Annotated in this window: 10 protein-coding genes; all 10 read left to right on the top strand. The window is 67.4% G+C overall.

Annotated features, from left to right (window positions below; all coding sequences use genetic code 11):
- Positions 1 to 7: 7 nt before the first annotated feature.
- The 10 genes from iolD to uvsE all read left to right on the top strand — a co-directional run bounded on the left by iolD (position 8) and on the right by uvsE (position 12,705).
- Complete coding sequence (gene iolD, locus DBY63_RS20985; RefSeq protein ID WP_108582799.1) at positions 8 to 1,945, top strand: 3D-(3,5/4)-trihydroxycyclohexane-1,2-dione acylhydrolase (decyclizing); 1,938 nt, start codon at positions 8 to 10, stop codon at positions 1,943 to 1,945.
- A 43-nt stretch (positions 1,946 to 1,988) separates the two neighbouring features.
- Positions 1,989 to 2,999, top strand: coding sequence for a Gfo/Idh/MocA family oxidoreductase (locus DBY63_RS20980; protein WP_027599140.1), 1,011 nt, complete (start codon positions 1,989 to 1,991; stop codon positions 2,997 to 2,999).
- Between the two features lie 42 nt (positions 3,000 to 3,041).
- Positions 3,042 to 4,136, top strand: a complete 1,095-nt coding sequence (locus tag DBY63_RS20975) for a Gfo/Idh/MocA family oxidoreductase (protein ID WP_108582798.1) — start codon at positions 3,042 to 3,044, stop codon at positions 4,134 to 4,136.
- Positions 4,137 to 4,247: 111 nt separating this feature from the next.
- Entirely contained in the window at positions 4,248 to 4,418 is a 171-nt protein-coding gene (locus DBY63_RS24910) for a hypothetical protein (protein WP_158541739.1), read from the top strand.
- Positions 4,419 to 4,545: 127 nt separating this feature from the next.
- Complete coding sequence (locus tag DBY63_RS20970) at positions 4,546 to 5,472, top strand: sugar ABC transporter substrate-binding protein (RefSeq protein ID WP_027599141.1); 927 nt, start codon at positions 4,546 to 4,548, stop codon at positions 5,470 to 5,472.
- 442 nt (positions 5,473 to 5,914) lie between these two features.
- Positions 5,915 to 7,468: a sugar ABC transporter ATP-binding protein gene (locus tag DBY63_RS20965; protein WP_027602842.1), complete on the top strand. Its 1,554-nt coding sequence runs from the start codon at positions 5,915 to 5,917 to the stop codon at positions 7,466 to 7,468.
- 61 nt (positions 7,469 to 7,529) lie between these two features.
- Entirely contained in the window at positions 7,530 to 8,555 is a 1,026-nt protein-coding gene (locus tag DBY63_RS20960; RefSeq protein ID WP_007161522.1) for an ABC transporter permease, read from the top strand.
- Positions 8,556 to 8,775: 220 nt separating this feature from the next.
- Complete coding sequence (locus tag DBY63_RS20955) at positions 8,776 to 9,885, top strand: Gfo/Idh/MocA family oxidoreductase (RefSeq protein ID WP_108582797.1); 1,110 nt, start codon at positions 8,776 to 8,778, stop codon at positions 9,883 to 9,885.
- 49 nt (positions 9,886 to 9,934) lie between these two features.
- The gene (locus DBY63_RS20950; RefSeq protein ID WP_108582796.1) at positions 9,935 to 11,203 is read left to right on the top strand and encodes a DUF445 domain-containing protein; all 1,269 of its coding nucleotides are present in this window, start codon (positions 9,935 to 9,937) and stop codon (positions 11,201 to 11,203) included.
- A gap of 425 nt (positions 11,204 to 11,628) precedes the next feature.
- Positions 11,629 to 12,705 (top strand): UV DNA damage repair endonuclease UvsE, encoded by a 1,077-nt coding sequence (uvsE, locus tag DBY63_RS20945; RefSeq protein ID WP_108582795.1) that lies wholly within the window; start codon positions 11,629 to 11,631, stop codon positions 12,703 to 12,705.
- The last annotated feature ends 269 nt before the right edge of the window (positions 12,706 to 12,974 follow it).

The raw sequence follows: 12,974 nt of genomic DNA, 5'->3' as shown, positions 1-12,974 counted from the left end.
AGAAGCCATGAGCACCCAACGTCTGACCATGGCCCAGGCCCTGGTGAAATTTCTCGACAACCAGTACCTCAGTGTCGATGGCGTCGAGACCAAGTTCGTCGCCGGCGTCTTCACCATCTTCGGCCACGGCAACGTGCTCGGTCTGGGCCAGGCGCTGGAGCAGGAGGCCGGTGACCTGGTGGTGCACCAGGGCCGCAACGAGCAGGGCATGGCCCATGCCGCCACCGGTTTCGCCAAGCAGAAGCTGCGCCGGCAGATCTATGCCTGCACCTCCTCGGTGGGCCCGGGCGCGGCCAACATGCTGACCGCCGCGGCCACCGCCACCGCCAACCGCATTCCGCTGCTGCTGTTGCCCGGCGACGTCTATGCCAGTCGCCAGCCCGATCCGGTGCTGCAGCAGATCGAGCAATTCCACGACCTGTCGATCAGCACCAACGATGCCTTTCGCGCGGTGAGCAAATACTGGGATCGCATCAACCGCCCCGAGCAGCTGATGAGCGCGGCGATCAACGCCATGCGCGTGCTGACCGATCCGGCCGAGACCGGCGCCGTGACCCTGGCGCTGCCCCAGGATGTCCAGGGCGAGGCCTACGACTATCCCGACTACTTCTTCGCCAAGCGGGTGCACCGCCTGGATCGCCGGCCGCCGGTGGCCGCCGCCATCGAAGACGCGGTGCAACTGCTCAGGCGCAAGCGCAAGCCGCTGCTGATCTGCGGCGGTGGCGTGAAGTATTCCGGCGCCGCCGAGGCCCTGCAGCGCTTCGCCGAGCGCTTCGAGATTCCCTTCGCCGAGACCCAGGCCGGCAAGAGCGCGGTCGTCTCAAGCCACGAACTCAATGTCGGCGGTATCGGCGAGACCGGCTGCCTGGCCGCCAACCTGCTGGCCCTGGAAGCGGATCTGATCATTGGCGTGGGCACCCGCTACACCGATTTCACCACCTCCTCGAAGTGGCTCTACCAGCATCCCGAGGTGGAATTCCTCAACCTCAACGTGGCCGCCTTCGACGCCGGCAAGCTCGACGGCCTGGCCGTGGTGGCCGATGCCCGCGAAGCCCTCCTGGCCCTGACCGAGGCGCTAGGGGCTACCGACTACCGCGCCGGCTGGGGCGGTCAGGTCGGGGAGGCCCGCGAGCGCTATCGCCAGGAGGTGGAACGGGTCTATGCGGTCGGCTACACCGGCGCCGACTTCGTACCGGAGATCGACGACGACCTGCCGCGCGCGGTGCTGGAGGAATTCGTCCGCCTGACCGGTTCGTCCCTGACCCAGAGCCAGGTGCTCGGCCGCCTCAACGAGCGGCTGGACGACGACGCCATCATCGTCGCCGCCGCCGGCAGCCTGCCGGGTGACCTGCAGCGCGCCTGGCAGAGCAAGGGCGTCAACACCTATCACCTGGAATACGGCTATTCCTGCATGGGCTACGAGATCAACGCCGCCCTGGGGGTGAAGCTGGCCGAGCCCGAGCGCGAGGTCTATGCGCTGGTGGGTGATGGTTCCTACCAGATGCTGCACTCGGAGCTGGCCACCTCCATCCAGGAGCGGCGCAAGATCAACGTGGTGCTGCTCGACAACATGACCTTCGGTTGCATCAACAACCTGCAGGTCGGCCATGGCATGGGCAGCTTCGGCACCGAATTCCGCTACCGCAATCCGGAGACCGGCCGGCTCGACGGCGACTTCGTGCCGGTGGACTTCGCCATGAGCGCCGCCGCCTACGGCTGCAAGACCTACCGCGTGCGCACCCTGGAAGAGCTGGAAGCGACCCTGGCCGATGCCCGTCGGCAGACGGTTTCCACCCTGATCGACATCAAGGTGCTGCCCAAGACCATGCTGCACGGCTACCTGTCCTGGTGGCGGGTCGGCGGCGCGGAGGTCGCCACCAGCGAAAAGATCGCCGCCGTCGCCCGGGTGCTCAGGGAAAAAGCCGCCCAGGCCCGCCAGTACTGAGCGCCGCTCACTCCACAACAAGTCCAAATCGGAGAATGAAGTCATGACCTTGAACATCGGTGTCATCGGGACCGGCGCCATCGGCCGCGAACACATCCGCCGCCTGAGCCACACCCTGCTGGGCAGTCGCGTGGTGGCGGTGACCGACATCAACGCCGAACAGGCCGCCCGGGTGGTCCAGGAGCTGGGCATCGCCGCGGAGGTCTATGCCGACGGCCATGCGCTGATCGCCGCCGCGGACGTCCAGGCGGTGCTGGTCGCTTCCTGGGGCCCGACCCACGAGGAATACGTGCTGGCCGCCATCGCCGCCGGCAAGCCGGTGTTCTGCGAAAAGCCCCTAGCGACCACCGCCGAGGGCTGCCGGCGCATCGTCGAAGCCGAGCAGGCCCACGGCAAGCGACTGGTGCAGGTGGGTTTCATGCGGCCCTACGACGCCGGTTATCGCCAGCTCAAGGCGGTGGTCGACGCCGATCGCATCGGCGCGCCGCTGATGATCCACGCCGCTCACCGCAATCCCACGGTGAGCGAGCACTACAGCACCGACATGGCCATCACCGACACCCTGATCCACGAGATCAATGTGCTGGCCTGGCTGCTGGACGATCACTACGTCTCCGCCCAGGTGGTCTTTCCGCGCAAGGCGCCGGCGGCGCGCGAGCACCTGCGCGATCCCCAGGTGGTGCTGCTGGAAACGGCCAAGGGCGTGCGCATCGACGTCGAGGTGTTCGTCAATTGCCAGTACGGCTACGACATCCAGTGCGAGATCGTCGGCGAGCGCGGCATCGCCCGCCTGCCGGAGCCGACCTCGGTGCAGTTGCGCAGCGAGGCGCGGCTGTCCAACGAGATCCTGATGGATTGGAAGGACAGATTCATCGCCGCCTACGACGTGGAGCTGCAGGCCTTTATCGACGACCTCGCCGCTGGCCAGCTGACTGGGCCATCGTCCTGGGACGGCTATATCGCCGCGGTTACCGCCGACGCCTGCATCAAGGCGCAGGACAGCGGCGCCATCGAGCCGGTGACCCTGCCCAGCCGGCCGGCCTTCTACGACTAGGTCGCCCGCGGGGATGAGCTGCCTGCAGGGGAGGCTCCGCACGTGAGAATCGGACTGGTCGGCTACGACGGCCCCGGGCGCCTGCTGCAGGCGCCGCTGATCGCCAGCACCCCGGGCGCCCAGCTGGTGGGGGTGGTGACCAGCTCGCCGGCGCCCTGCGCCGAGCTGAGCAGGGCGTATCCCGGCGTCACCTGCCATGCCGACATGGCCGGTCTGATCGCCGCCGGGGTGGACAGCCTGGTGATCGCCACGCCCCTCGGCGAACGGGCGGCGCAGGTGCGGGAGGCGTTGCTGCGGGGCCTGCCGGTGGTCTGCGCGTCGCCGCTGGCGAGGACCCTGGCAGAGGCCGAGGAGCTGCTGGCGCTGGCCGAACGGCGTGGCGCCCCGCTCTGCATCCATCAACCGCGCCGCTGGGATTCGGATCTGCTTACCCTGGCCCGCCTGCTGCGCGAGAAGCGCCTGGGACGGGTACGCCTCTTCGAGTCGCGCCTGCAACTGACGGACCTGGCCGCGGCGGGCCTGGGCACCGAGGCGGGTCTGCTCCTCGAACTGGGCAGCCATCTGGTGGACCAGGCGCTGCTGCTGTTCGGGCCGGTCGAACGGGTCTATGCCGAGGCGCAGTTCCCTCTTGGCGATCCTGCGCGGGACCGGGAATTCTTTCTGTCCCTGCGTCATCGCTCGGGGGTGGTCTCGCACCTCTCGGGCAGCGGCCTGCAGCGCTGTCCGCAGCGGTTGCGGGTGGTCGGCGAGCGGGGCGTCTATAGCATCGATGGCCTGGACGGCCAGGCCGAGGCTTTACGGCAGGGCCGTACCCCACGCAGCGAAAAGGCCAGCTGGGGCGCCGAGGAGCATCAGCGCTGGGGCTGGTTGAGCGTGGGCGAGGAGCGCTCGCGGGTGCCGAGCGAACGGGGCCGCTGGGATCTGTTCTACGAAGGCTGGCTGGCCGCCCTGACCCAGGGCGCGCCCTTGCCGGTCACGCCGCGGGAAACCCTGGCCTGCCAGGCGATCCTGGAGGCGGCGCGGCAGAGTGCCCGAACGGGTGAAAGTCTCGCGGTAGAGAGCCTCGCAGAGACGGCGGAGCGGTCGCGGGCAGGTGCCCAGGGCCGCGCGCGGCGGTCGTCCGCGAATGTCGAATGAAAGTTCTATTTTGCTCTTGTTGTGGAATTAAATTTCCAATAGAGTCGAGAGCAGTTGCACACACGAGTCACCAGGGCCGTGCGCCCCGACAACAATAATAGGTGCCGTCACATGAACCACTCCACGCATTCCTTCCGTCTCGCCCTCGCCACCGTGCACCGCCTCGAGGTGCAGCGTCCCTCCCGGCTGCTCGCCCTGCTGGGCCGGCTGCTCTGCCACGAGCGCAGCGGCGCCGTGCTCTGCGCCTCGCCCGGCGCCGCGGTGTTCTACCGCCCCCACTGATCCCCACCTGTCCGGCGTCCGCCCAGGCTCCGCCCGGTTCAAGACCGCGTGGCGCCCGAGGTGCGCCTGGCCGTTGCGCCTGCCTGATCCCCTTGCTGATCGTCACCCCACGAATGGAGCCTGAACCATGCAGAAAAAAACTCGCTTTGCCACCCTGGCGCTGTCGCTGCTGCTGGGCAGCAGCGCGGCCCTGGCGGACCTCAAGGTCGGGGTGACCATGTCGTCGTTCGACGACAACTACCTCACCTATGTGCGCGAATACATGACCAAGAAGGCCAAGACCGACGGCGTGCAACTGCAATTCGAGGACGCCCGCAACGACGTGGTCAAGCAGCTCAGCCAGGTGCAGAGCTTCATCAGCCAGAAGGTCGATGCGGTCATCGTCAATCCGGTGGACACCGCCGCCACCCGGACCCTGACCGAGGCCGCCACCAAGGCCGGCGTGCCCATCGTCTACATCAACCGCCGCCCCGACGATCCCAAGTTGCCGGCAGGCGTGGTGGCGGTAACCTCCGACGACAAGGAAGCCGGCCGCCTGCAGGCTCAGTACGTGGCGGACAAGCTCGGCGGCAAGGGCCAGGTGGCCATCCTGCTGGGCGACCTGGCCAACAACTCCACCCACAACCGCACCGCCGGGGTGAAGGAAGTCCTGGCCAAGTACCCGGACATCAAGATCGTCGAGGAGCAGACCGCGGCCTGGCAGCGCGACAAGTCCATGGACCTGACCAGCAACTGGCTGCTGGCCGGCAAGGAGCTCAACGCCATCTTCGCCAACAACGACGAGATGGCCATCGGCGCGGCCATGGCCCTGCGTCAGGCCGGCAAGAAGGACGTGCTGGTCACCGGGGTCGACGGTACGCCGGATGGCTTGGCCGCCATCAAGCGGGGCCTGGTGACGGTCTCGGTGTTCCAGGACGCCAAGGGCCAGGCCGAAGGGGCCCTCGATGCGGCGCTGAAGATGATCAACAAGACCCCGGGCGAGCAGAATGTGTTGATTCCCTTCCGCCTGATCACCCCAGAAAACGTCGCCGAATTCCAGGCCATGACCAAATGACCTGAGGCGCCGCGGCTGCCCTGGAATGAGGGCAGGGCGCCGCGACAGCACGGTTTTCCACACCAAACGGGCAGTCCGGCAGCGGACTGCCCGTTTCGTCTATTCGGGGCCTTTCCACCCGGCGCCAGTTGGGCAGGAAACCGGTGATCGTTATCACCTAAAAATTCCAAAAATATATTGACTGGAATTTATTTTCCAATAGAGTCGAGAGCAAGCCAAGACGTACAGCGGCACGCTTGCCTCGGCGAGCGCGCCCTTCAACAAGAATAAAAGGTGCCGTCATGCCATCCCGCTTCCTGTCCCTGCATGGGTCTCCGATCTCCTGTCCGCCGGGCACCTGCCCGCACCTGGCGAATGCCGTCACGGCCAGCCCTGCGCCCCGCACCCCTCACTGACCAGCGGCCCGCGCCGCCCGGTCGGCGCCCGCGAGGAGATCGTGATCATGCTCAGTTCCGCCACCCCTGCCACAGCTCCCGCCCCTGCGGCCACGGCCGCACCCAGCGAATACCTGCTGGAAATCGTCGACGTCACCAAGGAGTTTCCCGGCGTCAAGGCGTTGTCCCACGTGCAGCTGCGGGTGCGTCCCGGCACCGTACTGGCGCTGATGGGCGAGAACGGCGCGGGCAAATCGACGCTGATGAAGATCATCGCCGGCATCTACCAGCCCGATGCCGGCGAGGTGCGGCTGCGCGGCGTGCCGGTGCGCTTCGAGACGCCGCTGCAGGCGCTGCAGTCGGGGATCGCCATGATCCACCAGGAACTCAACCTGATGCCCTTCATGACCATCGCCGAAAACATCTGGCTGGGTCGCGAACCGCTCAATGCCCTGCACCTGGTGGACCACGGCAAGATGCGTCGCCAGACCCAGGCTCTGCTGGACCGGCTGCGCATCGCCCTGGATCCGGAAGACAGCGTGGGCAGCCTGTCCATCGCCGGGCGGCAGATGGTGGAAATCGCCAAGGCGGTGTCCTACGACAGCGACGTGCTGATCATGGACGAACCCACCTCGGCCATCACCGAGACCGAGGTGGCGCACCTGTTTTCCATCATTGCCGACCTCAAGGCCCAGGGTAAGGGCATCGTCTACATCACCCACAAGATGGACGAGGTATTCCAGATCGCCGACGAGGTCGCGGTGTTCCGCGATGGCCAGTACATCGGCCTGCAGCGCGCCGACAGCATGAACGGCGACGGCCTGATCGCCATGATGGTGGGGCGCGAACTGACCCAGCTGTTCCCGGAGCGCACCGCGCCGCGTGACGAGGTGCTGCTGTCGGTGCGCGATCTGGGGCTGGACGGGGTGTTTTCCGGCGTCTCCTTCGACCTGCGCGCCGGCGAGGTGCTGGGCATCGCCGGGCTGATGGGCTCGGGGCGCACCAACGTCGCCGAGACGCTGTTCGGGGTGACCCCGGCCACCGCCGGCGAGATCCGCATCGACGGCCAGCCGGTGCGCATGAACGATCCCTGCCTCGCCATCCAGAAAGGCCTGGCGCTGCTCACCGAGGACCGCAAGGACACCGGCATCTTTCCCTGCCTGTCGGTGGGGGAAAACATGGAGGTGGCGGTGCTGAACGGCTTCGCCAGCGGCGGCTTCGTGCAGCAGCAGCGCCTCGATCAGCTCTGCGAGGAGATGCGCCAGCAGCTGCGGGTGAAGACCCCCTCGCTGGACCAGTGCATCGCCAACCTCTCCGGCGGCAACCAGCAGAAGGCGCTGATCGCCCGCTGGCTGATGACCCGCCCGCGCATCCTCATCCTCGACGAGCCCACCCGCGGCATCGACGTCGGCGCCAAGGCCGAGATCTACCGGTTGATCGCCAAGCTGGCCGCCGAGGGCCTGGCGGTGATCATGATTTCTTCCGAACTGCCCGAGGTCCTGGGCATGAGCGACCGGGTGATGGTGATGCACGAAGGCACCGTCACCGGCTTTCTCGATCGCGGCGAAGCCACCCAGGAGCGGGTCATGCACCTGGCCTCGGGCAATCCCGTACTGCACTAGCGCGCGTCACGCGCGGCGGGTGCCTGCCCGCCGCCTCCGGCCTATAACGAGGTAGAACAAGATGAGTGCCCTCCTGGACAAGAAAACCGCCGAGCTACCCACCGCGCGCCCGCGGCGCCGCATCCCCACCGAGCTGGGCATCCTGCTGGTGCTGCTGGGCATCGGCCTGGCCTTCGAGGCCTTCGGCTGGGTGCTGCGCGACCAGAGTTTCCTGATGAATTCCCAGCGCCTGGTGCTGATGATCCTGCAGGTCTCGATCATCGGCCTGCTGGCCATCGCCGTGACCCAGGTGATCATCACCACCGGCATCGACCTCTCCTCCGGCTCGGTGCTGGCGCTGTCGGCCATGGTGGCGGCGAGTCTGGCCCAGACCTCGGACTTCGGTCGCGCGGTGTTTCCCTCGCTGACCGACCTGCCGGTCTGGGTGCCGGTCATGGCCGGCCTCGGGGTGGGGCTGCTGGCCGGTGCCATCAACGGCAGCATCATCGCCGTCACCGGCATCCCGCCCTTCATCGCCACCCTCGGCATGATGGTCTCGGCTCGCGGCCTGGCGCGCTACTACACCGAAGGCCAGCCGATCAGCATGCTGTCCGACAACTACACCGCCATTGGCGCCGGGGCCATGCCGGTGATCATCTTCCTGGTGGTGGCGGTGATCTTCCACATCGCCCTGCGCTACACCAAGTACGGCAAGTACACCTATGCCATCGGCGGCAACATGCAGGCCGCGCGCATCTCCGGCATCAACGTCAAGAAGCACCTGATCATCGTCTACAGCATCGCCGGCCTGCTGGCGGGCCTGGCCGGGGTCGTGGCCTCGGCCCGCGCCGCCACCGGCCAGGCCGGCATGGGCATGTCCTACGAACTGGACGCCATCGCCGCAGCGGTGATCGGCGGCACCAGCCTGGCGGGCGGGGTAGGGCGCATCACCGGCACCGTGATCGGCGCGCTGATCCTCGGCACCATGGCCAGCGGCTTCACCTTCCTCGGGGTCGATGCCTACGTCCAGGACATCATCAAGGGCCTGATCATCGTGGTCGCCGTGGTCATCGACCAGTACCGCAACAAGCGCAAGGCCAAGCGCTAGGGCTGGCGCTTTCCCCTCTCCCCTGAGAGAGGGCTGCGCTTGCACCCGACCGCTTTTCCCCCTCTCCCTGGGAGAGGACTGCGCCTGCACCCGACCGCTTTCCCCCTCTCCCTCCGGGAGAGGGCCGGGGTGAGGGCAAGCCTGCACCCACCCTTCCTTTTACCCGGCCGGCTACTGGCTTGGCCGGCCGGGTCTTTCCATACCTCTGACGGAGAACGACATGCGCGACATCGGCATCGGTCTGATCGGCACCGGCTTCATGGGTCATGCCCACGCCCAGGCCTTCCATCACGCGGCGAGCAGCTTCAGTTTGCCGGTCCGTCCGCGGCTGGTGGCCCTGGCCGACGCCGATCCGGAACGCGCCGCCCGCTGCGCCGACGCCTGGGGTTTCGTCCGCAGCTGCGACTGGGAGCGCCTGATCGCCGATCCCCAGGTCGAGCTGGTGGCCATCACCACCCCCAACCTGCTGCACGCGCCCATGGCCCTGGCGGCCCTGGCGGCCGGCAAGGCGGTCTACTGCGAGAAGCCCCTGGCGGTCAGTCTGGACGAGGCCACGCGGATGCGCGACGCCGCGCGCCAGGCCGGGGTGGTCAACCGGGTCGGCTACAACTACCTGCAGAATCCCATGCTCAAGCAGGCGCGCGAGTTGATCCAGAGCGGCGAGCTGGGCGAGATCGTCAGCTTCAGTGGGGAATTCAGCGAAGACTTCATGGGCGATCCCCAGGGGCCCTTCACCTGGCGTTGCGAGACCCGCCAGGCAGGCGGCGCCCTGGCCGACCTGGGCAGCCATATCCTGTCGCTGGCGCGCTTTCTGCTCGGCCCGGTGGCGGCGCTGTGCGCCGATCTGCACACCGCCCATGGCCAGCGGCCCCACCAGGGCGGCACCCGCACGGTGGAGATCGACGACCAGGCCCATCTGCTGTTGCGCTTCGCCAGTGGCGCTCGCGGCACCCTGACCACCAGCTGGCTCAAGCACGGGCGCAAGAATCGCCTGGCCTTCGAGGTCTGCGGCACCCGCGGCACCCTCAGCTTCGACCAGGAGCGCCTCAACGAACTGCGCCTCTACCAGGTCGGCGACCGTCCGGGCCTGGCCGGTTTCCGTACCCTGCTGGCCGGTCCGCACCTGCCGGACTACGCCGCCTTCTGCCCGGCCCCCGGCCACCAGCTCGGCTACAACGAACTCAAGACCCTGGAGGTCCGCTCGCTGCTGGAGGCCCTGGGCGGCAACCCCGATCACACCGGCGTCGACTTCCAGGAGGCCTGGGAGGTGGAGCGCCTGGCCCAGGCCGCGCGGCAATCGGCGCAGGAGGAGCGCTGGGTCAGACTCTAGTCTGGGGTAGGATGCCGGGATCATCCCGCGCGAGGATTGTCCCCTTTCCATGACCACACTCTCCGGCGACGGCCTCACCCCGGCCCGGCGCATGAAGCTCATCGCGCTGCTGCTGCTGTTCCTGGCGGCGGCGCTCTACTGCTTGGCCACCGCCCTCGAAGCCCGCCATCCGGCCTGGGGCTACGCCGCCGCCTTCGCCGAGGCGGCCATGGTCGGCGCCATCGCCGACTGGTTCGCGGTGACCGCGCTGTTCCGCCATCCGCTGGGCCTGCCGATTCCCCACACCGCCATCATCCCGCGCAACAAGGCCGGGGTCGGGCGCAAGCTGTCGGACTTCATCTGCCTGCACTTCCTCGCCACGCCCCAGGTGCTGGCCAAACTGGAGGAACTGGACGCCGCCGGGCGCCTGGCCGGCTGGTTGCGTCAGCCGGACAACGCCGCTGCGGTGGCCAGCCAGGCCACCGGCGTCGCCCGCTATTCCCTGGAGGCCCTGCGCGAGGTGCGGGTGCAGGCCTTCATCCGCCGGGTGGCGGTGGAGCGGCTGCAGCGCCTGGACGTGGCGGCGCTGTCCGGCGAACTGCTCGACATGCTGACCGCCGACGGCCGCCACCAGGCGGTGCTCGACGAGGTGCTGCAGGAGATCGATCGCCTGCTGCAGGACGAAGACACCCAGGCGCTGATCGCCCGCACCATTGGCGGCGAACTGCGCACCCTCAAATACCTGGGGCTGGACGAGCGGGTCGGGCGCTGGTCGGCGATCAAGGTGGTGCAGGCGGTGTCGCGGCTGATCGGCGAGATCAGCCATGACCGCGAGCACGAGTTGCGGCGGCATTTCGATGGCTATCTGGTCGGCTTCATCGAGCGCCTCAAGCAGGACCCGGCCTTTCGCCTGCGCGGCGAACAGTTGCGCGACCGGCTGCTGGAGCACCCGGCGCTGGCGGGTTATCTACAGGAGCTGTGGGACGAATTGGTGAACTGGCTGCAGGCGGATCTCGCCGCGCCGGATTCGCGCATCCGCCGCCGCCTGGGCCGGCTACTGGCCGAACTGGGCGAGACGCTCAGTCGCGACGAAGCCATGAGACGCTGGATCAACGAGCAGCTGATGGCGGTGGCGCCGCCCTTCATCGACCGCAACCGCCAGCGCATCGGCGACTACATCGCCGAGCGGGTAGCCGCCTGGGATACCGATGAACTGGTCCAGCAACTGGAGCAGAGCGTCGGCAAGGACCTGCAATTCATCCGCATCAACGGCACCCTGGTGGGCGGCCTGGTGGGGCTGGTGCTGCATGCCCTGACGCAGTGGTTCGGGCCGGGGTAGGGCAGCCCGAGCACGCGTGGAAAAGGCTGCGCCGTTTTCCACCCTACCGCTGCCTGCTCTAACGGTGTGGTTGGGGCCGGGCTAGGAGGCTTGGGCGCATCTTCATCGCGGCCATGGGCCGCTCCTACAAGAGCCTCATCCCCTCTAGGAGCGGCCGCATCGGCGGACCGCCATGGCCGCGATAGTCTCGATTCCCGTAGCGTGGAAAACCGCGCAGCGTTTTCCACTGGCTGCCGCCGCTCAAGCTGATACATCGAGAACGTCACCCCCCTTGCCATACCACCCCCTCTCCCCCTGGGAGAGGGCCGGGGTGAGGGCACGCCCAGGCACCACATTTCCAGGTGACACCCCTCCACCCATCACCCCACCCGCACCCAAGCGGCGCCGCGCGGACTAATCCCTATAGTCATCGACCCGAGCGTCCCATGTATCGAATCGGCTTTGCCTGCATGTACCGTCACCCCGAGCGCAGCCTGTCGCTCAAGGAACTGGAGCAGGTCGAGCGGGCCTTCAACACCCGCACCACCACCCTGCGCTGGCTGGGCAGCGTCGAGCGCGCCGCCGCCGAGGCCAAGTTGCTGGACGTGGTCACCCACAACCTCGACGCCCAGCTGAGATTCGTCGAGCACGTCGCCGACCTGCCGGACAATCTGCGCATGCTGCGCCTGAGCAGCGACCTGCTGCCCTTCTACAGCCACGCCGAATTCGCCTACTTCTATCGCTCCCAGGAATTGCAGGCGTTGCTGGAGGATCGCTTCGGCCGACTGGGCGAGCTGGCGCGCCGCCGCGATGTGCGGCTGTCGCTGCACCCCGGGCAATTCTGCGTGCTGGGCTCGGATCGCCCGGAGGTGGTGGAGAACAGCCTGAAGGAATTCGAATACCACGCCGACATGATCCGCCTGATGAGCTACGGCCAGACATTCCAGGACTTCAAGTGCAACGTGCACATCGCCGGTCGCCTGGGCGTGCCGGGCATCCGCGCGGTCTGGCCACGTCTTTCCAGCGAGGCGCGCAACTGCATCACCTTCGAGAACGACGAAAAGACCTATGGCGTCGACGACTGCCTGCAACTGGCCGACCTCGCCCCCGTGGTGCTGGACATCCACCACTGCTGGATCCACGAGGAGGCCTACATCGATCCCTGGGAGCCACGGGTAGCGCGCATCATCGACAGCTGGCGCGGGGTGCGTCCGGCCATGCATTACTCCCAGCCGCCGGAGGCGCTGATGGAAATGGGCGTCTCGCCCAGCGAGCGTATCGACATCAAGTTCCTGTTGCAGCAGATCAGCAAGCGGCTGCTCTATGCCCACAGCGACATGATGTGGAACGACTGGTGCAACCGCTACGCCTGCCAGTTCCTCGACCGCTTCGACATCATGTTCGAAGCCAAGCACAAGAACGTCACGGTGCGGGATTTCTACGACCGCTACCTGGGCGGCGACGGCAGCCTGCCGCCGGCGGATCACGACATCCTTGCGGGCCAGGATGTCGCCAACCCGTAGCGTGGAAAACCGCGCAGCGTTTTCCGCTGGGCAGTCAGAGCTGACCAGTGGACAAGGCTTCGCCGTTGTCCACGCTAGGGGAGCCAGTACGTACGTTGGGTTGAGACGGCTCCTCTGTCGAGGGATGTTCGACCCCGGGCACTGTTGGGCTTCGCTGCGCTCAGCCCAACCTGCGAGAGCGCCGCAACATGCCGCAATGAGCCGGGCGGGCGATCGGCTGGAAGAACCGCTTAACTCAAGGGTCACCTTTCCGAATCCGATCGTCGCGA

This window comes from Pseudomonas sp. RIT411, assembly GCF_003057735.2.
Classification (GTDB): Bacteria; Pseudomonadota; Gammaproteobacteria; order Pseudomonadales; family Pseudomonadaceae; genus Chryseomonas; species Chryseomonas oryzihabitans.
The sequence above is the reverse complement of the archived record's forward strand: the minus strand, read 5'-3'. Positions and strand labels throughout refer to the sequence as shown.